Genomic DNA, 25260 nt, shown 5'->3' on the forward strand with positions numbered 1-25260 from the left:
ATAGTCACGACTTGCGGCGCATGTTTCGCACCACATTGGTGACCACACCAAATATCTCTAACTCTGTCCCTTCAGAAATATGGATGGGTTCATACGCCCGGTTTCTTGGGATCAGCATGACGCACGGCCTCAGTTGAAGCTCCTTTACCGTGAGTTCACCATGGATGCCAGCGATGACAATGTCACCGTGTTCGGCTTGGACAGAGCGATCAACCACCAGAATATCATCTGGGTGAATCCCGGCATCAATCATTGAATCACCTTCAACACGCACAAAGAACGTTGCAGCCGGTCGTTTGATGCACAGCTCGTTAAGGTCGAGCGTTTGCTCAACATAATCCTGCGCTGGTGAGGGAAAACCAGCAGAAACACGTTCCATGAACAATGGAATACGAAGGCGCTTGGCTTTGATGAAGGCAAGTGCGCCGCTACGGCCTATCAGCGAGACACTCATGACGAACCTCGAAAAATCATAATTAATACTGTTTGTTTGTACAGTATCTAATGCTATGCTGATTTCTACAAGTAAAATTGTAGGTAAAACTGTAGTTGTTCGAGTAAGACGTTGTGTCGTGGGCGATTTCTTTTTTGTGTTGAAAAGCTTGATGTGGGGGACCGCTCGCCCTCGTCAAAGCCTGCAAGGCTTGGACAATACTGCTTCTGCCTACTGCTCTTGTTTCTGTTACTGATCCTGTTACTGCTACTGGTTAACGCATGGGTCAAGTAACCGTCAAACAAGGCTTGTTGAACCCTTTGCAAAGGGTTTAAAAACACTTAGTAAAATTCTGCTTCGTATTGAATTTACTGGCTTAAAGCGAAGTCAGGAGCATCATTAAAATGCTCAGTCGAACTCAGTTAAAGCCTTTTTCAACCGTTTGAAAAGGGGTTGGCTAAGCCATACGTAAAGGGTATCGGTAAGGGTTACCTAAACGGTTTAGCTAAGGCTTTCTGAAAGGCTTAGTCAAAGCCTTCATACATAGGTTCACCCAGTAGAAAGATTAAAAAAACGCTGAGGTATCCAAGGTGCATTTTGTACAAACGCGTTTATAAACGAACAGGGCACAGTGAAATAACCCAAAGCGAACAATAGAATTGAAGAGGAACCATCAATGACAAGAGCCCCTGCGCCATTTCCGCTAGAGCGCCTCGCGGATATCCCAGAAAGACCAGAAGATTTTAGATTGCTGGAGCGTATTCCATTAACGCGTGAGCCGCAGACTTGGCCACTTGAACTTTCTCCTGTGGTCGGTGATGAACGGCCAATGGTGCTGCTCGATACAGAGACAACCGGACTGTCTGCCGATGACGAGTCCATTATTGAGCTTGGTATGGTTAAGGTGCTTTACAGCCCCTCTGCTAAGCGGATTGTGTCGATTGTTGATGTGATCAGCTTGTATGAAGATCCCGGCAAGCCAATCCCCGAGCTGATTACCGAGTTAACCGGCATCACCGATGAGATGGTGCAAGGCCAGCACATTGATGATTCACTGGTAGCGAGTTGGTTATCCGATGATCCGCTGGTGGTTGCACACAATGCACAGTTTGATCGTCCTTTCTTTGAAAAGCGGTTTGCTGCATTAGGACATCTATCTTGGGCCTGTTCAGCCAGTGGCATAGATTGGAAGGCGCTGGGTTTTGAAAGTCGAAAGCTTGAGTACCTGCTGCTTCGCTTAGGTTGGTTTTATGAAGGACACCGAGCTGCAACCGATTGTTTGGCGATGGCCTGGTTGTTTCATTTGTTGCCCGAGTCCGTTGCAAACTTGTTGTCTGAAGCAGACAGGCGAACTGTGTTAGTTCGTGCGTTTGGTGCGCCGTTTGACGTAAAGGACTATTTAAAAGAGCGTGGTTACCGCTGGCATGACGGTGTTAAAGGTGCTAACAAACATTGGTGGCGCGAAATCAGCGAAGACGAGTTGCCGCAGGAACAAACTTACCTGGATGATTTGTATCATCGTGGTTCAGAACATGCCCACTATGACTACAAAGATGCTCGCAATCGATTTAAAGCCTTGTCATAGCCCCTTGCATATTTGAAAACCTCTGGAAAATGGAAAGTGAACTCATGGTTTAACCAATAAGAGGAATCTTTCCATGTACCAAGACACCTACATTGAATACTGGGGCGAAATCTTCGTCTCTGCCCGCATCATTGAATTTGGCATCACGTTCGAGCGCTTTCTTAAAGATCCATGGAAGCATTTGATGTCCTGTGGCCAAGAGTCTGCCCCAGACGCGATTGCTGAAGGGATGCTGCCATTGCTACCAGCCCAGGCAGAAGTTGCTAGACGTGTTCGAGAGAATGAATTGCGTCAGTTGGCATTCCAGCGTGAGCTTCTATCAAGGCCAGAAAAGAAACATTCGAACAATGTCAAGCCAATTTTTATAGCCAACAAGACGACTTGTTGATACTATGAGACCTAATGAAAAAAAGTAGGTTGCTTGATGGCATTCAATCGATGGCTTCCTAGTTTTAAATGATTAGGGCTTGTCCCAGATGGATTGAGAGGCTGACAGTGCAAGACAACACTGGACTTGAAGAGCTTAGCCAAGCACAGAGAGAACGACTCGCTCATATTGATTTCACTTTGTTATTTAAAGGTGAAGCTGGGCGTAGTTATTTAACCGAGCGCTTTAGCGTAGCGCCGTCTGTGGCAACACAAGATTTTGCGCGGTACAAAGAGTTGGCTCCTAACAACGTTATGTATGACGAAAAGCGCAGAGTGCACTTGAAGACGAGCGCATTCCAGCCGTTGTTTGATTATGACGTTGTTCGAACTCTTGCGACGATAAGCCAAGGGTTCGGTGATGGCTTTCTTGGCAAGGTCAGGCCACCTATGGCTTGTGAAGCACCATTTCATCTCAATAAGCCGAAATTGGAAGTGGTAGCGGCTATTAGTGAAGCCATACATAAGCGCGCTGTGATTAATATTGAGTACACCTCATTGTCGAGTGGTCATGGGAGCAGGCAAATAGTTCCTCATACCTTGATTGACAATGGCTTGAGATGGCATGTCCGAGCATTCGATAGAAAGCATAGAGAGTTTAGGGATTTTGTTATAACCAGAATAAGTGAAGTTGAGTTGTTAGAGGACGAGGTTAACGACGAAGTTGAGACTCTTCAGTGGGATAAGCAATGGAACCGAATCGTTGAACTAGAGCTGATACCTCATCCAAAACTAGCACATCCAGAAGCTGTATCGATGGACTACGCAATGGAAAACAATAGGTTGCGTGTAGAGATAAGAGCTGCGTTCGCTGGATATTTACTGCGTTTATGGAATATCGATTGTTCAAAGAATAGTAAGAGCAATGGGCGAGAGTTCCATTTAGCACTTAAAAATCCAGAAGCACTATACGGCGTTGACAATGCTGCACTTGCTCCTGGATATAGCGAATCGTGAGATGAATTTATGAATATAAAAGAATATTTAGGCGATCTTATCGGAGGCAGTTTATTGATAACTGAATCTAGAATAATCGCAGAATCGCTACTGAAAAAACTTCCAGAAGATGAGTGGAAGTCGCTGATCGTTGAGCAAAATGTTCTTCAGAAAAAATCCGGTCAGACTGCTATTCGTTATGCCAGAACAATCCGTTGGCGTATTGAAGGCCTGGGTGATGAGTTTATGACTGATCTTTTAGCCGCGAGTGAACGCGCCTATGTCCAAATGCTGATGATGTCATTACTCATTCATTCTCCGGTTGTCGCTGATTTTATGAGACTTACCTTAGCCGAGGCTCGTCGCACCTATAAACCCTCTTTAACCGCTGATGCATGGTCTGAGTTTTATGACACGAGAGTGCGGGCATATGCCGAACTTGGCGGTTTTTCTGACTCAACTGTCAAAAAAATGGGTAACAACGCAATTAAGGCATTGGTTGATAGTGGCTACTTGAGTGATAGCAGGACAAAGAAAATACAACCTGTTTACCTAATGCCAGAAGTTAAAGATTGGTTAGTTCGTCTGGGCCGGGAAGATTTGATTGATGTAATGGAGTGCACAATATGAAGGCTCTTCAGACCAGGCTTGATCTGATATTGGAACGAATTGAAAGCCCTAAGTTTTTGAAAAACGATGGCTTGGGCAATGAAATTGGATTTTGGGTATTTGACTATCCAGCCAAGTATGAACTGCTTGTACGAGAGCACCTTAAGCACGTTGACGAAAAACTCAACAAGCGTGGTTACCGCTTTGTCCATCTCAATATTTTTGAAGTCTTGATAGATATGCTTGAGGAGCGAGGCCTTTTCGACCGAGCTTGCCAGCGTGAACTGCAAGTCGGTGTTGATGGCCTTCGAAAAACACTAGCCGGGCCTCTGAGCCAAGAGAAAGTGGCAAGGTATATCGCGGACAAATATAAGCCATCAGAACTTGAGTTTGTGTTGCTGTCAGGCTTAGGCAGTGCGTGGCCTCTTGTTCGAGGGCATGAGTTACTTAGTGCTCTGCAAGACGTTATGGGTAACACGCCATTAGTGCTTTTCTATCCGGGTGAATATAGCGGAAGGGATTTGCATCCTTTCGGCATGATCGAATCTAAAAACTACTATCGCGCCTTCAAGCTTGTGCCTGAAGACGGTAAAAAAAATTAAGAGCAGGGAGCCTCCCGAATGAAAATTGAACAGATTTTTTCCAAGAAGTTGACGCGTGACATTAATGGCGTTGTTAAAGCGGAACAAAAAGACAATGACAGTGTGTATGTCGAGCTTGATGAGTATGTTGTAACCCGAGAGCTAGATCGTCACTTTCGAGCATTCTTTGAAGCTTATGTACCATCTGTTGCGAAAAGCCACGGTGATATGTCAGGTAAAATTGGCGTATGGATTTCTGGCTTCTTTGGCTCGGGTAAATCGCACTTCCTGAAAATTTTATCTTATTTGCTTGAGAATAAATCTGTTGAAAAAGATGGCCAAGGCCGACAAGCGTTTGAGTTTTTCAAAGACAAAATCAACGACGCCATGCTGTTGGCGGACATCCAAAACGCTGTTACCAAAGACACTGATGTTATTCTTTTTAACATCGATTCGCGAGCCAATACGGACGACCGAGAAAATGCCATTCTTAAGGTTTTCCTCAAAGTATTTAATGAACGTGTAGGATACTGCGCTGACTTTCCTCACATTGCCCACTTAGAACGCGAACTTGATAAACGTAATCAATACGCATCTTTCAAGGATAAATTTGCTGAGTTGACCCAATCAACTTGGGAAAAGGAGCGTGACGCCTATGACTTCTATCGAGACGAACTTTCAGAAGCTCTCGCTCATGCCAGTGAGCAATCATTAGAGTCTGCAAAAGCTTGGGTTGAGCAGGTTGAAAACAATTTCCCGCTAGATATCCGAAACTTCTGTAAGTGGGTTAATGAATACTTAGATCGAACTGGGGATCGTAACCTTCTTTTCTTAGTCGATGAAGTCGGTCAGTTTATCGGTAAGAACACACAAATGATGTTGAAGCTTCAGACCATTACTGAAGATCTTGGCACATATTGTGGTGGCAGAGCTTGGGTCGTTGTTACCTCTCAGGCAGACATTGATGCTGCCATTGGTGGTATGGATAAGCGCGATGGCGAGGACTTCTCTAAAATTCAAGGGCGTTTTAGTACCCGCTTACAGCTGTCGAGCTCGAATACCTCGGAAGTTATTCAAAAGCGTTTGTTGTCCAAAACGGAAGAAGCTCGTACACACCTCATCGATGTCTTTGCAGAAAAGGGCGACATTCTTCGTAACCAGCTGACATTTGATAAAACGACAACCGCTTCTCTAAAAGGTTACACCGACGCTCCGTCTTTCGTGGACAACTATCCGTTTGTGCCTTACCACTACACGTTGGTTCAAAAAGTGTTTGAGTCAATTCGAACAAAAGGCGCGACGGGTAAGCACTTAGCTATGGGTGAGCGTTCATTACTTGATGCCTTCCAATCAGCTGCAAAACAGATGAAGGACTCTGGCCTTGATGTGTTAATCCCGTTTTACAGTTTCTATGCACCGATTGAAAGCTTTTTGGAGCCAGCTGTTAAGCGAACGATTGACCAAGCCTGTGAGTTGGATTCCTTAACAGAATTCGATGGCAAGATCCTAAAAACTCTTTTCTTGATCCGTTATGTGGACGTTGTCAAAAGCACACTAGACAACCTTGTAACGCTGTCAATTGATCGAATCGATGCAGATAAAATTGCGCTGCGTAAACAAATTGAAGAGAGCTTGAATCGTCTTGAACGCCAATTGCTGATTGCCCGTAATGGTGATGAATTTATCTTCCTGACCAACGAAGAAAAAGAGATCGAAAACGAGATCCGCCACACTGACGTTGAAATGTCAGAGGTCTCTAACAAGCTTTCAGCAATCGTATTTGACGGTATTTTGAAAGGTAATCGTGCCTATCGTTACCCGATTAATAAGCAAGACTTTGCGGTGAGCCGTTTTTGCAATGGTCATCCAAAAGATGGCACCACGCTGGAAGACCTAGTCATTAAAGTCATTTCACCTTTGGATTCGCACTTTGAAAATTACTCCCACGATCAAGCGTGCATCAATCATACGCTTGAGGCTGATGGGTGCGTGCTCGTCAAGCTGGGCGAACATAAGCGTCTTTGGGATGACCTGACAACCTTTATTAAAACTGACCGATTCTTAAAACAAAATTCAGGACAGCGACCAGAGCAAGAACACCTTCTCCGCGAAAAGCAGATGGAAAATATTGAGCGTGAAAAACGCTTAAGAACGGATTTTGAAGCTTTGTTTGCAGAGGCTGACGTTTACGCTATCGGCACAAAACTACCGAAGAAATCAGCAACGCCAAGTGCTATCGTCGAAGAAGCATACAAATACGTTATCGAAAACACATTCGCTAAATTGAATATGCTCAAGGCAACGCCTGGTGAAGTTTTGCGTGAGCTACAGGCCGTTCTTGTTGCTGATGATATTGCTCAGATTGGACTGGATCTTCAAGCGGATGAATGTAACCCAGAAGCTACGCGTGAGGTTGAGCAGTACGTAACGCTAAAAGTCGAGCGTAACGAGCCTGTTTACTTACGTGACATCGTTGCCCGCTTCGGCAAGCGCCCATATGGCTGGCCAGACAATGAAATCTTATTGCTCACTGCAAGGCTGGGCTTGGCTGGAAAGGTATCTTTTAGTACCCAAGGCACAGATCTGGCGTTGAAAAAAGCTTACGAGCCGTTTACCAGTGTGCGTAAACGCGGCGAGATCCGTGTACATAAGATCAGGCAACATGACGAGCGCCAAATTAAAAAGGCTGCTGGTCTTGTTAAAGAGATCTTTTCAAAAACTTTTACCGGCTCTGGTGAAAAGGAGCTCTACGAATTAGTGCGCGATGAATTACTGGCTTGGAATGAAGAGCTTAAATCATTCAGAACCAAGTCACAGACAGGCCATTTCCCAGGTAAATCTCAAATTGACGATGGTCTTGCATTGGTAGCGGGTATTCTTGAGCAAACTTCAAGCTTCGCCCTTATCACCCGATTCTTAGAAGACGCTGATGCCCTTGAAGAGTTTGCTGAGGACTTTGAGGATCTTGATGATTTCTACAATAGCCAATTTCAAACTTGGCAAGCCCTTGCTGGCGCATTGAACGAGAAGTTTAAGGCCAACAGACCCGCGTTAGAAAAAGACAGTGAAGCATTAAAAGCGCTCACTGAATTAGAACGCATTTACAATATGCCCTCACCGTATGAGCAGCTGCGCCACATTAATCCGCTTATCGAGCAGGTGGCAAAAGTTAACTCAACATTGGTTGAAGAAAAACGCACTCATGCCTTAGAGCGTGTTGATCTGCGCATCGGACGTGTAAAAGAAGCGCTAGCTGACGCTCATGCACCGTCTGAACTACAGAACCAAGCACTGCGCCCGTTACAAATGTGCCGACAGCGCATTGAAGCAACCTCTTCGATACCACAAATTATCAGTGAGCAAACTGAAGCGGAAGGTTACGAGGACGAAGCCTATGAGTTGCTGAATGGCTTTATCGAAGATCAACGCAAAAAAGCTGAAGCTGAGCAAAGACGTCGTGAACTCGAACAGAAGAAACGCGAAGAAGAAGCAGCGAAAGCCGGTAAGGCAGCTCCAGCACCTGAGCCAGCCCCTGAACCAATGCAGCCACAGCCGGTTGCAAAACGTACCGTAACGATTAACCCAACTGATGCCATGGCAAAGTCAGTAACAACCGGATTCATTGAAAGTGAAGACGAAGTTGATGCCTATCTTGCCGCTTTAAGAGAGCAGCTGATTGCTGCGGTCAAAGCTGGCGACCGAGTAAGAATTAAGTAAGAGGCAACGGATAGCTATGTATCAAGCGGGTGGAACAATAAGATCATTACTCGACAAGGTTGCTGAGCAGGAATACCTGTTACCGGCCATCCAGCGAGAGTTTGTATGGCGACCAGAACAGATCTGTCGTCTATTTGATAGCCTGTTGCAAGGTTACCCGTTTGGGACCTTTCTATTCTGGAAGATAAAACCAGAGAACCGGGATAGCTATCAGTTTTATCAGTTCATGCAGCATTACCATGAGCGAGATAACTACCATTGTGAAAATGTCACTCAGTTACCGGAACGTGAGTTCATTGCCGTCCTAGATGGACAGCAGCGGATTACCGCTTTGAACATCGGCCTACGCGGCTCATTTGCGTGGAAGCTGACAGGTAAATGGTGGAGCAATGATGACGCCTTCCCAGTGCGCAGGCTTCACTTAAATCTGTTAAGCCAGCCCGACTTAGAAACTGGGTCGATGTATGACTTTGAGTTCCTAACCGACGATAAAGCCTCTCTGGATGCATCTGAACAGTACTGGTTCCGTGTAGGCCGGATCATGGAAGAGGAAGAGGATGCACTTATCGATGAAGTTGCTGATGATGACAGGTTGAGTTCGGAGCAACGCAAAGAGGCTCGTTCAACTCTTCGTCACTTGTATCGAACCATCCATGACAAAGACAAGATTTCGTTTTACGAAGAAAGTGACCAGAGCCTTGAACGTGTTCTGAATATCTTTATCCGCATGAATAGCGGCGGTACTACCTTGTCCTACTCAGACTTACTACTTTCAATAGCAGTAGCCCAGTGGAGCTCGTTAGATGCCCGTGAAGAAATTCATGCATTAGTAGATGAGATGAACCGTGTTGGTGATGGATTCAACGTATCAAAAGATCTCGTCTTAAAAGCAGGCTTAATGCTCTCTGACATCGGTAGCGTGGGCTTTAAGGTTGAGAACTTTAACAAGGAAAACATGGCGATTCTGGAAAAGAACTGGACGCCAATTCGTGATGCGTTATTGCTCTCAATGCAGTTGCTTGCAAGTTTTGGTTTTAATGCACAAAACCTCAGAGCAACAAGTGCCATCCTCCCGTTGGCGTATTACCTGCACCACCGAAAGTTAACGGCAAGCTACCTTTCCAGGGTTGAATATGCGGTCGATAGAGAATGTATCAGAAACTGGCTCATTAGGTCGTTGTTGAAAGCGTCAGGCATCTGGGGAAGTGGTTTGGACACCCTGCTTACTATGCTCCGCTCAGACATCAAGCAATCAGGTGATACAGGTTTCCCGCTAGCGAAAATTGAAGCGACCATGCAACAGCGTGGTAAATCGTTGCGCTTTGACCCAGAGGAAATTAGTGAACTAGCCCAGTTGGATTATGGTAATCCGCGTACCTTTGCCTTGTTGACTTTGTTGTTCCCAGGATTCGATTTTTCACGACACTTTCATGTGGACCACATTTACCCCAAAGGTTTGTTTACACGTAACAAGCTTGCAAAAGTTGGTGTCCCAGCTGAACAGCTAGATGAACTCATCGAAGCATCTAACAAGCTGCCAAACCTTCAGCTGTTGGAAGGGACTATCAATAATCAGAAGCGGCAAAAAATGCCCCATGAATGGTATGCGCAGCAGTGGCCTGATGTGAATGCAAGACAAGCACATCTGCAATCGCAAGCCATAACAACATTACCTGAACAACTAAACCAGTTTATGGATTTTTACCGCGAGCGTCAGGAAACACTGCTTGCCCGCATAAGAACTGCATTACAACCCGCAAGCAGCGTAGAGAAAGAATAAGAGGCGCAAGATCATATGAATACGAACAACATTAAAAAATACGCACCAAAAGCGCGCCGCGAATTTATGGATGCGGTAGCTAAACGATTAAACACCTTTGGTATCACCGCAAATAAAAAAGGCGAGCTACAAATTGCAGAAGCGAACCTACAAGGTTCTGTGCTTCAAATCGCCGGTAACAGTTTTGACGGTAAACTGGCTGAACCCAGAAAACGCATAGTGGCCAGAAGCCAGAAGCTGGGGTATGCACAACTTATTGAACAAGTAGCTTATACCTGGTTCAACCGTCTGTGTGCTATTCGCTATATGGAAATCCATGACTACCTAGGTCACGGTTTTCGTGTTTTGTCACACCCTGACAACCCTAAAGGCTTTGAAATTATCGATCATGCGCAAGATGCTGCGGATGAACTCGGATTAGATAGAGCTCGCATAATTGAACTCAAGCTAGCGGGCAACAAAGACGAAGAGCTTTATCGTGAACTGCTGTTGGGCCAGTGCCATAAGCTTCATGAAGCGATGCCTTTCTTATTTGACGCATTGGACGATGAAACTGAGCTTCTTCTACCAGACAACCTAACACGTACCGACTCAATTCTACGTGGATTGGTAGACGGCATCCCTGAAGAGGACTGGCAACAGGTAGAAGTGATTGGCTGGCTTTACCAGTTCTACATTTCTGAAAAGAAAGATCAGGTAATGGGCAAGGTGGTCAAAAGTGAAGACATCCCTGCCGCCACCCAGCTATTTACACCCAACTGGATTGTGAAGTACCTGGTACAAAACTCAGTCGGTCGTCAATGGCTGCAAACCTATCCAGATTCTGCCATTAAAACGCAGATGGAATACTACATTGAGCCTGCTGAACAATCTGACGAAGTTAACCAACAGCTAAAGGCTATTACGCCAGAATCTATTGAACCTGAAACCATCAAAGTACTCGATCCCGCTTGTGGCTCGGGCCACATACTGATTGAAGCCTATAACGTGCTAAAAGCCATCTACGAAGAACGTGGTTTCCGCTCTCGTGACATTCCAAAGATGATTCTGGAGAACAACCTCTACGGCCTAGACATAGATGATCGTGCAGCGCAGCTATCTGGCTTTGCGTTGATGATGATGGCTAGAGATGACGATAAGCGTATTTTTACCCGTAACGTGCGACTCAATGTGCTGTCATTGCAGGAAAGTAACCATATTGACCTGCCAACGTTATGGAAAGCACTCAATCTATCGGGAAGTTGGCAAAGCGGCACATCACAAGGCTTGTTCTCAGATGATGATCAAGATTTAAGCTCGTTCAATGCAGACAACCGCTACCAACTGCTGAAGCGAACCTTGGCAAGATTCACTCAGGCCAAGACCTTTGGTTCATTGATTGATGTACCAAGCGATGACCATGAACAGCTAAAAGATTTACTGAGCACTCTAGTCGAGCTACAAGAGTCAGGCGACTCAATGCAAAAACCTGCGGCGAAGCAATTGATTGAAATTGTGCATCAGGCATTGGTTCTGTCCATTCGTTACGATGCTGTAATTGCTAATCCACCTTATATGGGAAGATCTTATTATAACAACAACCTTAAAAAATATATTGATTCCAACTTTGAATTGGTCAAGGAGAATATTTTTTCTGTGTTCATGGATAGAGCGTTCAAACTTCTTGTTCCTGGCGGATTCAATGCTCAAATCAATATGCATGCGTGGATGTTTATCTCTCGGTTTGAGAAATATAGACATGTATTGTTAAAAGAATACAGTTTAGACAGCATGTTGCATCTTGGGCCTAACACGTTCCCTGAAATTACAGGTGAAGTTGTTCAGAACACGGCATTTGTGTATTTAAACATGTGTGTTAAAGACCATGTTTCAACTATTCATAGGTTGGTAGATGGTGATAGCGCTGAGAAGAAAGATAACTTTATTGCTCGCAGTGGTAAGTACAATTTTAAATGTGTAGATTTTCTGAATATTGATGGAAGTCCTTTTGTATATTGGGCTTCCTCTGCAATCTATGATGCATTCAGTAATTTTGACTCTGCGGGTCAATACATTAAAACGAGAGAAGGGCTCGCGACTGCAAATAATGATCTCTTTCTACGTAGTTGGTACGAAGTTGATGATGATGCCATTGCAAATTTGAATGGTAATGCTGGGCAGAAAAAATGGTTTCCATATAACAAAGGGGGCGGAGAAAGAAGGTGGTATGGCTACTTAGATCTTCTCGTTAATTGGGGGAATGATGGTGAAGAAATTAAAAATAATATTGACCCTATAACAGGAAGAGTTCGCTCGCACAACTATAACGGAGAGTATGCTTTTAGAGAGGGCTTTACATGGTCTGGCATTTCGAGTGCAGGGTTTTCGGTAAGGTACGTCCCTCAAGGTTATATGTTTGACGCTAAGGGACCTATGGGTTTTTCTTCATCTGATAACCTATTTCCTTTTATGGCGTTCTTTAATTGTAAAATAACGACATTTCTTATGTCTATGCTGGCTCCGACATTAGATTTTAAGTTGGGGCATGTCTTAAAGCTTCCATTGCAGCCGACATGTGACGATGCTTGTTTGGCGGAAAATGCAAAAAGGTGCATAGAAATAGCGAAAAATGACTGGGATTCATTCGAAATCTCAAGAGATTTTTTACGACATAGTTTGTTGGATTGTGGTAGCACTATTCAAGAGAGTGTAAACAACCATTTAAGAGCATCAAAAGTGCTCGTTGATGAATTAAAAGATCTTGAGCATAGGAATAACTCAATTTTGCTTGAAAGATATGGTTTACATCATGAGATGAAACCAGATGTTTCTTTACGAGACGTTACGCTCCAGTGTAATCCAGAATATCGTTATTCGGCTTATAAAGGAGAGATCGCTAGCAACGTGCTTTTTGTCTCAGATTTAACCGCTGAGCTGTTGAGTTACTCTATTGGTTGTATGATGGGACGATACTCTCTTGACCGGAAGGGGCTTGTTTATGCTCGCTCTCAAGGGAGGGGATTTTCAGAGTTGGTTGAAGATGACGCATATAAAACCTTTCAGGCAGACGATGATGGAATCATTCCGCTCAACGAGCAAGAATGGTTCAAAGACGACGTAACCAACCGCTTCCGCGAGTTTGTTCAGGTTGTATGGGGCGAAGAGCATCTGCAAGAAAATCTCGATTTTGTCGCAGAATCACTATGCCTAAACGCCATTAAACCGAAAAAATCTGAATCAGCTCTTGAGACGATCCGCCGTTATTTATCAACTCAATTCTACAAAGACCACCTGAAGACTTACAAAAAACGCCCTATTTATTGGCTGTTTAGCTCAGGTAAACAAAAGGCTTTTGAGTGTCTGGTGTATTTGCATCGCTACAACGAGGGCACGCTTTCTCGTATGCGTACCGAGTATGTCACCCCGTTACTAGGCAAATACGATGCTTATGCAGAGCAGCTTGAGAAGCAGATTGAAACGGCAGACTCGACCAGTGAAGCGAACCGCTTCAAGAAAGAGTTGGATGCTTTAATCAAGAAACAGGTTGAGCTACGAGAGTTTGATGACAAGCTAAAACACTATGCCGATATGCGTATTTCACTGGATCTTGATGATGGTGTGAAAGTGAATTACGGCAAGTTTGGTGATCTGCTGGCTGATGTTAAGGCCATTACCGGTTCTACCCCGGAGGTTAACTAATGCAGATTAGTGAACTGGCGCAAGGCGTCGCTGCAAAACTCGAACAGAGCCGCATTGTGTTTTGGTATGACCCAGAGCAAAGCTTTACTGAAGAGCTTGAGCATTTAGCTAATTCTTTATCGCTTGCAAAAGAATCAGGTGATAAAGCGACAGATATAACTGCTAGGGTACTGCCAAAAGATTTGACCATCCTCAATATGGGCAATGAGTCTGTATTGGCAGTGAAAAAACGCATTGAAGTAGATGAGCGTGAAGCTAAATTCCTTATCTATTTTCCAAGCGCTGAGCCAGAGCCTGACCGCGATTGGTTGCTAGACGTGCGTTTGTATAGTGAACAGTTTTTTGCTGATCACAGCTCAATGCTGCTTAATGAGCTGGGTATCCCTAAAATGGCGCTACGCACGCACATTCGTAAGCGCCAGAGCTTTTTTGCCAATAAACAGCGCATAGCCGGTTTAAAAAAGTGGGTGACTGAGAACGAAGACGAACTGTCGTTAGACAGGAAGATGATGGCAGTGGTTGTAAAAGCTGATTCTGCGTCTTTGTCGGACATTCTGCTTGGGTTACTACGCGAATATGCGGCTTATATCGAAGATGAAAGCCTTGGCCAACCTTTATGGAGCCAGCTAGGAAAGTTTGATCTTGAGACCTCACTCTGGGCATATCTGAGTGAGGGTTTTGGCTATACAGTCGAAGAGCCAGCCTTCTCAGACTTCGTGTTGAAATTATTCTGTACTGAATTCTGGAGCCAAATTGAAGGCGTTGAACGCGATTGGTTGCTTAACAATGTTCTAAAAAGCGCATCAGGCCGGGCGACAGCCTTGGCGTTTATGGTGAGCTGGCGCGACAGCCGCTCTTTCGCCGCTTACTACGAAAGCATCTCTAAGGTGCTTAGCCAACAGTTGGAAATTTCGACTCGTGCTGGCCAGTACCATCCGGTTGAGCTTATCGAATGCGAAACGTTCGAAGCTGTGGAACAGGCCATAATCCGTGGTTTAGTTCGTGATTTGCTCGATAGCAGTAAAGCGCTAGACCGGGTTCAGTTTGATACGGTCTTATCAAGACGTCTTGCTAGCCACTGGACATTGTCACGCAAAGAATACTTCGCAATTTATGAAGCTATCCGCAACGCTGAGGAGTTAATGCACTTGCGAAATCGCTATGTGGACGGGTTCCACTTTGATAACGCGAAAGCAATGTACGACGCCTATACCACAGACATTTATCGTTTTGACCAGGCTTACCGTTTGTTCAATGAGCATGTGCACTCTGTATTGAGTAAAGGTGCAGACATACTGCGTCAGCTCGACGACGAAGTCGAAAGCATTTATACCAACTGGTACTTATATGAGCTTGGCCTTGCCTGGGATCGTCACTTGGCCAATGAAAAATTACTTGAAAAGTGGCAGATTTCTGGCGTACCTCACCAGTATGACTTTTATGAAAAAGAAGTTCGCACACGACTGAGTCTGAAACAGACAAAACGAGTGTTTGTGATCATCTCTGATGCCCTGCGTTTTGAAATTGCGAATGAGCTTGGCGCTATCATTAATAACGAGAAGCGATTTAAGGCTGAGGTGTCTACGCAGTTGGGCGTTTTGCCGAGTTATACCCAACTTGGGATGGCGGCATTATTGCCTCATAAGGCGCTCAGTTACCAGCCAGAGCAAGGCACGGCTGTTTATGTGGATGGTATTTCTTCACAGGGTTTAGACAATCGTAATTCCATCCTACAAAAAGTAGGTGGTATGGCAGTGAGTTCTAAGGAACTGATGAGCTGGAGTAACCAGGAGGGGCGTGACAAGGTTCGAGACGTAGAAGTCGTTTATATCTATCACGATACCATTGATGCGATTGGTGATAAGGCAGCAACTGAAGAGAAAACGTTTGAAGCCTGTCGTAGTGCCATTGAAGAGCTAAAAGACCTCGTTGGGCGGGTCATCAACCGTCTAAACGGCAGCCGAGTTGTGATCACTGCTGACCATGGCTTCCTCTTCCAACAAAAAGCACTTGTAGCGGCTGACAAAACCTCGTTGAAAACCAAACCTGCTGGCGCGATAGAAGCCAAGAAACGTTATATCGTTGGTAATAACTTGCCTTCAGATGAAGCCTGTTGGAAAGGCTCAATTAACGATACGGCTCATGGCTCTAGTGATACCGAGTTCCTGCTTCCAAAAGCGGCTCAACGCTTCCACTTCGTTGGTGGTGCTAAGTTTGTGCATGGCGGAGCGATGCTACAGGAAGTCTGCGTACCGGTACTACATGTGCGAGAGCTACAAAAAGAACAAGCAGCAAAACATGAGAAACAACCGGTAGGTGTTGTAGCAGCCACTCAGCCCATCAAATTAGTAAACAATATCGACAAGGTCAGATTTATTCAGACAGACCCTGTAGGCGAGCGTTTCGTCGCACGGTTGTTGGATGTCTATATCGTCGATGCACAAGGTAATGAAGTCTCCAGTCGTGAAACGATTAACTTTGATAGCGTGAGTAAAGTGATGGATGAACGTACTCGCGAAGCTAGGTTAAAGCTTATTGGCTCCCAGTTCGACAGAAACGCTCAATACACATTAGTTCTTGAGAATGCGGAAATGAGAACCCGTTATAGCCAATACGCGGTAACCATTGATTTGGCATTCCAAGATGATTTTTTCTAAGGCGCTGAGGTGAAACATGACAACTGATTTTTCACAAGATCATAAAGACGAAAAAAATCAGATGCAAAGCGCCGATTTAGACGCATTGCTCAACCAATATTTTAAAGGCCGTGTCGTTCGAAAAGATCTGACAAAGCAATTGAAAGAAGGCGCGAACGTCCCTGTCTATGTGCTTGAGTATTTACTAGGCATGTATTGTGCGTCCGATGACGACGAAGTTGTAATGCAAGGCCTTGATAATGTGAAAAAAATCTTGGCTGAGAACTATGTCCGACCAGATGAAGCGGAGAAAGTGAAGTCACTGATCCGTGAACGCGGCACGTTTAAAATCATCGACAAAGTAAGCGTTAAGCTCAATCAGAAAAAAGACGTCTATGAAGCTGCGTTGTCGAACCTGGGTATCAAGGATGCCCTTGTACCGACCAAAATAGTACAAGACAACGAAAAATTATTAACTGGCGGCATCTGGTGCATTATTACCGTCCAGTATTTCTTTGAGGAAGGTCAGAAGACATCACCTTTCTCCATTATGAGTTTAAAACCGATACAAATGCCGTCCATGAACATGGATGAGGTGTTTTCAACCAGAAGATATTTTAGTACCGATCAGTGGATGGATGTGTTGCTTCGTTCCGTGGGTATGGAGCCAACCAACTTAGAGCATCGGGTGAAGTGGCATCTTATTACTCGCATGATCCCATTCGTTGAAAACAACTACAACGTTTGTGAGCTCGGACCAAGAGGGACAGGTAAAAGCCATGTCTACAAGGAGTGCTCACCAAACTCATTGCTTGTCTCGGGCGGACAAACAACTGTGGCGAACTTGTTCTATAACATGAGCTCGCGCCAAGTTGGGTTGGTCGGAATGTGGGATGTTGTCGCCTTTGATGAAGTAGCGGGTATAAACTTTAAAGACAAAGACGGCGTCCAAATAATGAAAGATTATATGGCGTCAGGGTCTTTTGCCCGTGGTCGTGATTCAATCGAAGCGAAGGCTTCCATGGTATTCGTCGGTAACATCAATCAAAGCGTTGAGACACTGGTGAAGACCAGTCATCTGTTGGCACCTTTTCCTGATGCCATGATTGACACTGCTTTTTTTGACCGTTTCCATTCCTATATTCCTGGATGGGAAATACCGAAGATGCGTCCTGAGTTTTTCACCAATAGTTACGGATTAATCACAGACTATCTTGCTGAATACATGCGTGAAATGCGCAAAAGAAGTTTTGCGGATGCTATCGATAAGTTCTTCAAACTCGGTAATAACCTTAATCAGCGTGATGTAATTGCTGTACGCAGAACTGTTTCGGGCTTGTTAAAGCTACTACACCCCGACGCACAGTACACAAAAGATGATGTAAGAGCCTGCCTGACCTATGCGCTGGAAACTAGACGTAGGGTCAAAGAGCAATTGAAAAAGCTTGGCGGAATGGAATTTTTTGATGTGCACTTTAGCTACATCGATAACGATTCATTAGAAGAATTCTTCGTCAATGTTCCGGAACAAGGTGGCAGCAAGCTAATTCCTGAGGGCTTACCTCGCGCTGGTGTTGTGCACTTGGTTACTCAGGGAAGTACTGGGCAGCTTGGGTTATATCGCTATGAAACCCAGATGATGGCTGGTTCTGGTAAACACTCAGTGTCTGGCCTTGGTTCGAATACCGCAGCGAAAGAAGCTGTGCGTGTTGGCTTTGATTATTTCAAAGGTAACCTGAATAGAATCAGTGCGTCGGCGAAGTTTTCTGATCATGAGTATCACCTCCATGTTGTTGAGCTCCACAATACTGGGCCAAGTACAAAGTCATCGCTCGCTGCATTAATTGCGTTCTGTTCAATTCTGATGAACCGACCGATTCAAGAGCAGATGGTTGTTTTGGGAGAGATGACTTTAGGTGGTGTCGTCAATCCTGTTCAAGATCTTGCAGGCAGTCTTCAGTTAGCTATGGACAGTGGCGCAAAGCGTATTTTGCTCCCAATGGCCTCAGCCTCAGATATTCCAACGGTTCCTGCTGAGTTGTTCTCAAAATTCCAGATCAGCTTTTATGCAGACCCCGTCGATGCTGTGTTTAAAGCGCTTGGGGTTAATTGATTAGGTGTCGTTTGACGCGCCATTTTATGGAGTAATTACAGGTATGTTTACCCTGACATCATTTAATTTTTTTCAGCATGTTTTTGTCATAACTGATCTACATGCAATATTTAATAGTGTATTGCCAGTTTGATAGGTGGCATTGATATCATGATAGACAGGACCTTCAAAGATATTCCAGATGGGAAAGATAATGATGCCGACCAACAATCTTTCTTGGTAAGTCTAGGCTGGTCACGAGGAGATAGATGGAATGATTTACTAAGTTCAAAACGTGTTCTAATAATTTCCGAGGCAGGTGCAGGAAAAACTTACGAATGCCGTAAACAATCCGAGCGTCTGTGGGCTAAGGGAGAGCCAGCATTCTTTGTAGAATTGGCCGCGTTGGCAACAGAAGACCTTCGTAATCTCCTAGATGCAGATGAAGAAGACCGTTTGGATAGGTGGCTTGTTTCACAGTCTGAAGAGGCTACATTTTTTCTGGACTCGATTGACGAACTAAAATTGACTATGGGTTCATTTGAGCGGGCGCTCAAACGACTGAAAAAATGTATCGGAGATCAGCTTCATCGGGCGCGTTTTGTGATCACGACAAGGCCAATCCCCTTCGACGAACAGTTGGTTCGAAATTTATTACCTGTTCCAACAGCGTCCTCTTCAGAATCCGATGAAGAAGTATTTGCTAAAATCGCAATGCGTGAGCATCGTGATAAACACGACAACAGAAACAAAAATCAATCGCCCGATTGGAAGACTGTAGCTTTAATGCCCTTTTCAGACGAACAGATCGTCCAATTTTGTCGACATCAGGGAGTGAGCGATCCTACTCTTCTTTTTGAAGACTTACGTCGTCGCAATGCCCTAGAGTTTGCTCGTAGACCTCAGGACCTTATTGAGTTATGCGCTGACTGGCGTGAGCATAAACGCATCCGAACACATCGTGAGCAGGTTGCTACTAATGTTCGTGTGAAGTTGCTTCCTCGCGAAGACAGAGCTGAGCCGGCAGAGTTATCTGTTGACAAGGCGATTGAAGGTGCTAGTCGACTCGCACTTGCTGTTCAGATGACACGCCGTATAACGATTCGTCATAGTGCTGCGTCCGACGCCATCGACAAAGATGCTGCTCTCGATCCTGCGATTATCCTATCAGATTGGCAGCCTAATGAACGAAAAGCACTGCTTGAGCGTCCGTTATTTGGCTTCGCTTCTTACGGACGAGTGAGGTTCCATCATCGCTCTGTTACCGAGTATCTTGCTGCGGAACGGCTATTAGCTCTTAGAAGGCAAGGCATGCCGTTTCGAGCCCTCAAACGTCTTCTATTCGCGGAGACAAAAGGTAACACAATCGTTCGCCCGTCCAAGCGACCAGTGGCGGGTTGGCTAGCCTTGCAAGAAGACGGGATATTTGAACTTTTGCGGGACAATGAGCCTGCTGTTCTTCTGGATGAAGGCGATCCAGAGTCGCTAACGCAGAAACAGCGAAATCAAGCTCTTCGCGCCTATGCTACGCGTTATGGCCCTGGTGGTTGGAGAGGTCTCCAGGTGCCTCACATTCAAGTCCACCGATTTGCGTCGAACGAGTTGGCAGAAGAAATCGACAGGATTTGGCGCAGTGGAGTAGAAAATCCAGATGTACGACAAGTCCTCATCAGCCTTTTAGAGGCGGGTCGCATAAAAGCTTGTGCAGATATCGTATTTCATATCACGCAGGACATTGCTGCACCTGAGGTCGAGCGCATAATGGCTATCGACGCTTTAGTAGCCCTGGCTGATGAGAGATTAGGAATAATTTCTGCCACGATAGCTGATGCTGATGATCTCTGGTCTGACAGAGTAGCACGCAGTGCCATACTAACCCTTTTCCCAAAATTCATGTCGGTTGAGCAACTTTGTCGAACCCTTCGCTGGATAAAGCGAGAGAAGCGAAATGTAGGCGATCTTAGTTGGCAATTACCACGCCTGATTGCTGAAGCCTCCCTTGAATTCCCTGTCCTTGAGGAGCTTCGTGATGGTCTCATCTCGCTAGTATCAGAGGGGCTAAAATGGCGAAAAGAGTGGCCACATATTGTCAGTGAACGTCCTCACCTTAGTGGAGCACTTGCAGCAACATGTGAACGTGGCCTCGGAGTAGGCCTGGACGAACAGTGGCTGTATGGAGGTGTAATTGCATTGCGATTACACCACCGAGACCATTGTGACGATGAACCGATCAAATCACTTCGCCAACGGCTGATTAATCTGAAAGCAGCAGACAATGAGCGTCTTTTCTGGATTCAGGACGCTTTGTTGCAGTCTCTCCATGAAATCAACGATCCCTGGCCACGGCTCGCAGAGATTATTATTCACGATAGAACGATTCAACTAAGACCGGACAGGGATCTGTCTTGGGTGAAAGAAGCTCTTGGTGACGCGACTCGGGATATGAAGGAACGCGCAATGCTCTTGGAGGCAGCTATCCGTCTTTCACCAGAAAATGAGTCATGGAAAAAACACAATGAAGGACTTAGGTCTCTCATAGTTGATGAACCCTTATTTGTGCAAAGGCTTGACGACTGTCTTAAGCCATCGAAACACGACAAAGAGCTTCGTCGTTGGGAAAAACAAGAAGCTGAACGAAAGTTGCAGGAAGAGCGACGAAAGGCTAAGAACCGAGCGAGCTGGGTTCTGTTCTGGCGAGAGGTTGCTAATCAGCCTGAAAACGCATTTTCGAAGGAGCAAAGCTGGAACACTGCTTGGAACTTGTGGCGCACCATGAGTCATGATGGTGAAAACAGTCGATCGTCAGGTTGGAACCGGCGATTTATTGAAGAGCAATTCAATCAAGACACGGCCGACAAGCTTCGCAGAGTGATGATGAAGATCTGGCGTGATGATCGCCCAACGTTTCCCAGCGAAAGGTCAGAAGGCGAACGAAATACATATCTTGTACGTTGGCAGTTTGGTCTGGCCGCGATCTACGCCGAAGCGGAGTCTCCCGACTGGTCAGCTAAACTCGACGATGTCGAAGCCGAACTAGCTGCGCGATACGCTCTGATTGAACTGAATGGTTTGCCTACGTGGATAGAAGCACTCGTAGACACTCATCCAAACGCCGTAGATCAGACGCTCGGAAATGAATTGTCGTGGGAGCTAAACTTGCCTTCAGGTGAACGTGGACATTCTAGCTTACTTCAAGGAATTGAGTATGCACCTGAGAGGGTTACCCGTTTATTTTTACCACGACTCGAATCTTGGTTAGATGAAAGTGGGGACCTGATTAATGGCACTGATAGCACGACCGGAATAACAGAAAGGGTTCGACAAGTGACTCGGGTTATTTTGAAGAGCGGCGATGCGACTGTAATTAAGAGACTTCAAGAACGAGCTCTACAAAGATTGGAACAACAATTACCGTTTTCGCTTCGCCTTGTTTGGTTGTCGGCCTTAATGCGAATTGATCCTCAGAAGGGTGTCGAAAAGCTGGCAGATCAGATTGATGTAGTTGAACCATCAAAACTATCAGAAGCTGTGACATGGCTGGCCTGCCTCTTTGGTGATCGCCAAGACGGAGTCGATTTGAACGACGAACGATTCACGCCGCAACTACTGTTGAAACTTCTTCGTTTGGCCTATCGCCACGTTCGAATACAAGACGATGCTTACCACGAAGGGTCCTATTCACCGGACACTCGGGATCATGCGGAACAGGCACGGAATAGCATTGTAACGGCATTATTCAACGCGAAAGGCGAAGAGGGCTTGGCTGCCAAGCTTGAGATGGCCGCAGATCCTTTGTGCGCTCATTTTAAGGACCGAATTTTGGCTGTGGCAGAAGAGAGTTGGGCGCAAGAGATTGATGCTGAGGTATTTGATCAGGATCAAGCAGGAAAGCTAGATCGAAGTGGGGAAGCTCCTGCCTCGACGAATGAAGCCATGTTCGCGCTAATGAAGGATCGGCTCTCTGATCTTGATGACCTTTTATTGCACGATGATTCACCGAAAGAAGCCTGGGCGTTGATATCTGATGAGAAGGTAATGCGTCGAGTAATATCGAGAGAACTTAGGCGTGCGGCAAATTCACTTTATACTGTCGATCAAGAAGCAGTAACAGCGGACGAAAAGGAAACCGATATACGCCTGCGTTCTGTTCTGTCGAAACATGAAGCTGTGATTGAACTCAAGCTCGGTAATGCCAATCGATCTGCGAAAGAGCTTCTCGATACAATAGAAGGACAATTGGTCAGGAAATATATGGCGGCGGAACACTGTAGGGCTGGAGCTTTGCTAGTGACCCTTGCAAAAGACCGTCAATGGCAACATCCAGATGAAAAGCGCAAGATCAAAGCGGATGAGTTGTTGTCTCTTTTGACCGTAGAGGCTGAAAGAGTGCAAAAGGCTTTAGGAGGTGAAGCGTTCATACATGTTCACCTTCTTGATTTGCGCCCAAGGTTGCCTATTGAGACTAAGTGTAAGCTTTAAAAGCTAATAAAAATTTGATGATGAAGATGCTGTAAAGCTGGATACAGGACAATGAGACTTATTGATCTTCTTCATGATTTATCAATCTATCTAGTCATCTAGTACAGGGTTGAACCTTCACACTATCGTGTCGGAGGTTCACAATGTTCAAAAACCTATTTTTTCAAACCAAAGCACTACCAGAGCTGTCATCTCAACTCGATGCAGAAATCCCACGCTACCCGCCATTCCTGAAGGGGTTGCCAGCTGCATCACCTGAAGATTTGCAGTCCACACAAGACGAGCTAATTGCCAAACTTCGCCAGGTACTTGGCTTTAACCAGCGTGAGTTTCAAAGGCTGATTCAGCCCTGCATTGATCATCTGGCTGCTTATGTTCATTTATTGCCAGCTTCTGAGCATCATCATCACAGTGGTGCTGGTGGTTTATTACGTCACTCGTTGGAAGTTGCTTTCTGGGCGGCACAAGCTGCTGAGGGGATCATCTTTGTTGCCAGTGGCACCCCAGTTGAGAAAAAAGAGCTAGAGCTAAGGTGGCGTGTTGCGGCGGCTCTTGGCGGTTTGTTCCATGATATTGGTAAGCCTGTTTCAGACTTGTCTATTACAGACGAAGATGGACGCTATCAGTGGAACCCTTTTTTAGAAACATTATCCCAGTGGACCACAAATAGCAGCATTGAACGCTATTTCATTCGCTGGCGCGACGGACGGTGCAAGCGGCACGAGCAATTTTCAATTCTGGTTTTAAACCGGGTGATGACACCAGAGTTGCTCGCCTGGTTAACCCAGCCAGGCCCTGAGATTTTGCAAGCCATGCTGGAGGCAATTGGCAATACCGATCCCGAGCATGTCCTGTCTAAATTGGTTATTGAAGCTGACCAAACCAGTGTCCAGCGAGACCTGAAAGCTCAACGAATTTCCGTTGACGACAATGCCCTTGGTGTCCCAGTCGAACGCTATCTACTTGATGCCATGAGGCGATTACTTGCCAGTTCCCAGTGGTTAGTCAATCAGCGAGATGCCAGAGTTTGGATACGAAAATCGAATCAATCAACCCATCTTTACCTGGTTTGGAAAAGCGCGGCTAAGGACATCATTGAGCTCTTGGCCAAAGACAAGATACCTGGCATTCCAAGAGATCCCGATACCCTTGCGGACATCCTTATTGAGCGAGGATTGGCCACTAAATCCGCCTCGAATGAGCGATATGAAAGCCTTGCCCCTGAAGTGCTGATCAAAGACGACAAGCCAATCTGGTTAGCTATGCTACATATAGTTGAGGCCGATTTATTGTTCAGCTCGAATGTACCAAGTAGCGTGAGACTGTTTAGCAAATCTGAGTGGGAAGCAACACAGCAAACACAAGCAGAGCCACAGAGTCGCTCCATTGAGCAGCCAGGCTTGGCTGACGCGTCATCATCAATCGAACACGGCAATTCGTCTGAGTCGCCATCGACAAACTCGTCCGAACAAGATGATGAACTTCGTCATGCCAGTGATGTTAATAACCCCCAGGCAACTGAAAATGCTCCAGGTGATGAATGTGAAAAGCCTAACAATTCATATGATGGCGCTATCTCAAATAACGTAAACCAGCACGATGAAGAAGCATTGAATCTGCCTGAATTTTTGGCGTGGGTCCCAGAGGCCAGCAGTGCGTTGGTTATGGTTGGTGAACAGATACTGATCCGCTATCCCGATGCCGTAAGGCCTTGGTGCGCTCCCCGAAAACTGCTTGCTGAACTCAGTCGATTAGATTGGCTTGAACTAGATCCAGCAAACCCGACACGTAAGGCCAGAACTGTGACTACGAATGATGGCGTTCAGGAGCAAGGGTTACTGCTGAAAGTATCGATTTCTAAAGGGCTAACTGCACTGATAGATCTCTCCAATCAAGACGAAGAACCGGCGGAAATTAAGGATGAAGTAGCTGCACAGCGTCCGAGTCGAACTGAGACAACCAATGCCCAAGCAAAAGAGCCCGTCACAAAAGCGGAGCGTAAGCAAAAGCCGATTGCGGCCAATGCGAACTCAAGTACAGACCCCAAACACGCGCAGCGCCAACAGATGGTTAATTTTGTGAAAGATTTGCCCATCTTACTGACCGATGGCGATTACCCAGACGTGGATCATAGTGTCGATGGTATTCGCGTCACAATTCAAACCTTACGCCAAATCGCCAATGCGCATGGCATTCCAGCCGGACAGCTACTTCGGGGGATTTCGGCCAGTGACCAATGCCAGTTTGATGAGGGGGAAACGGTTCTGTTTACCGCTCACGCTGAACGTTAATCCATTTGAAATTAATC

General features: G+C 45.6%; 13 protein-coding genes. 12 read left to right on the forward strand and 1 reads right to left on the reverse strand.

The genetic code is table 11. From position 1 onward, the window contains the following. Window positions 1–4: 4 nt before the first annotated feature. Entirely contained in the window at window positions 5–454 is a 450-nt protein-coding gene (umuD, locus tag K5Q92_RS05625; protein WP_220768069.1) for a translesion error-prone DNA polymerase V autoproteolytic subunit, read from the reverse strand. Between the two features lie 655 nt (window positions 455–1109). Here umuD and K5Q92_RS05630 point away from each other — a divergent pair. The 12 genes from K5Q92_RS05630 (at window position 1110) to mobH (ending at window position 25243) form a co-directional block, all read left to right on the forward strand. Further along, entirely contained in the window at window positions 1110–2018 is a 909-nt protein-coding gene (locus K5Q92_RS05630; protein WP_220768070.1) for a 3'-5' exonuclease, read from the forward strand. Between the two features lie 73 nt (window positions 2019–2091). Next, complete coding sequence (locus K5Q92_RS05635; RefSeq protein WP_000284113.1) at window positions 2092–2406, forward strand: hypothetical protein; 315 nt, start codon at window positions 2092–2094, stop codon at window positions 2404–2406. Between the two features lie 68 nt (window positions 2407–2474). Beyond that, window positions 2475–3401, forward strand: a complete 927-nt coding sequence (locus tag K5Q92_RS05640; RefSeq protein ID WP_220768071.1) for a WYL domain-containing protein — start codon at window positions 2475–2477, stop codon at window positions 3399–3401. A gap of 9 nt (window positions 3402–3410) precedes the next feature. Then, complete coding sequence (locus K5Q92_RS05645) at window positions 3411–4010, forward strand: DUF1819 family protein (protein WP_001021937.1); 600 nt, start codon at window positions 3411–3413, stop codon at window positions 4008–4010. Then, window positions 4007–4591, forward strand: coding sequence for a DUF1788 domain-containing protein (locus K5Q92_RS05650; protein ID WP_220768072.1), 585 nt, complete (start codon window positions 4007–4009; stop codon window positions 4589–4591). The genes K5Q92_RS05645 and K5Q92_RS05650 overlap by 4 nt, the downstream gene beginning before the upstream one ends. Before the next feature lie 18 nt (window positions 4592–4609). After that, window positions 4610–8287: a BREX system P-loop protein BrxC gene (gene brxC / locus K5Q92_RS05655; protein ID WP_220768073.1), complete on the forward strand. Its 3678-nt coding sequence runs from the start codon at window positions 4610–4612 to the stop codon at window positions 8285–8287. 16 nt (window positions 8288–8303) lie between these two features. After that, window positions 8304–10067 carry a DUF262 domain-containing protein gene (locus K5Q92_RS05660; RefSeq protein ID WP_220768074.1) on the forward strand — a complete coding sequence of 588 codons (1764 nt, stop codon included), beginning with the start codon at window positions 8304–8306 and terminating at the stop codon, window positions 10065–10067. A gap of 15 nt (window positions 10068–10082) precedes the next feature. After that, window positions 10083–13745, forward strand: coding sequence for a BREX-1 system adenine-specific DNA-methyltransferase PglX (pglX, locus tag K5Q92_RS05665; protein WP_220768075.1), 3663 nt, complete (start codon window positions 10083–10085; stop codon window positions 13743–13745). After that, the gene (pglZ, locus tag K5Q92_RS05670) at window positions 13745–16402 is read left to right on the forward strand and encodes a BREX-1 system phosphatase PglZ type A (RefSeq protein WP_220768076.1); all 2658 of its coding nucleotides are present in this window, start codon (window positions 13745–13747) and stop codon (window positions 16400–16402) included. The genes pglX and pglZ overlap by 1 nt, the downstream gene beginning before the upstream one ends. Window positions 16403–16418: 16 nt before the next feature. Beyond that, window positions 16419–18494, forward strand: coding sequence for a protease Lon-related BREX system protein BrxL (gene brxL, locus K5Q92_RS05675; protein WP_096087090.1), 2076 nt, complete (start codon window positions 16419–16421; stop codon window positions 18492–18494). A gap of 150 nt (window positions 18495–18644) precedes the next feature. Further along, the gene (locus K5Q92_RS05680; protein ID WP_220768077.1) at window positions 18645–22952 is read left to right on the forward strand and encodes an NACHT domain-containing NTPase; all 4308 of its coding nucleotides are present in this window, start codon (window positions 18645–18647) and stop codon (window positions 22950–22952) included. Between the two features lie 143 nt (window positions 22953–23095). Continuing rightward, window positions 23096–25243: a MobH family relaxase gene (gene mobH / locus K5Q92_RS05685; protein ID WP_220768078.1), complete on the forward strand. Its 2148-nt coding sequence runs from the start codon at window positions 23096–23098 to the stop codon at window positions 25241–25243. The last annotated feature ends 17 nt before the right edge of the window (window positions 25244–25260 follow it).

The organism is Shewanella sp. MBTL60-007 (genome assembly GCF_019654915.1).
GTDB lineage: Bacteria > Pseudomonadota > Gammaproteobacteria > Enterobacterales > Shewanellaceae > Shewanella.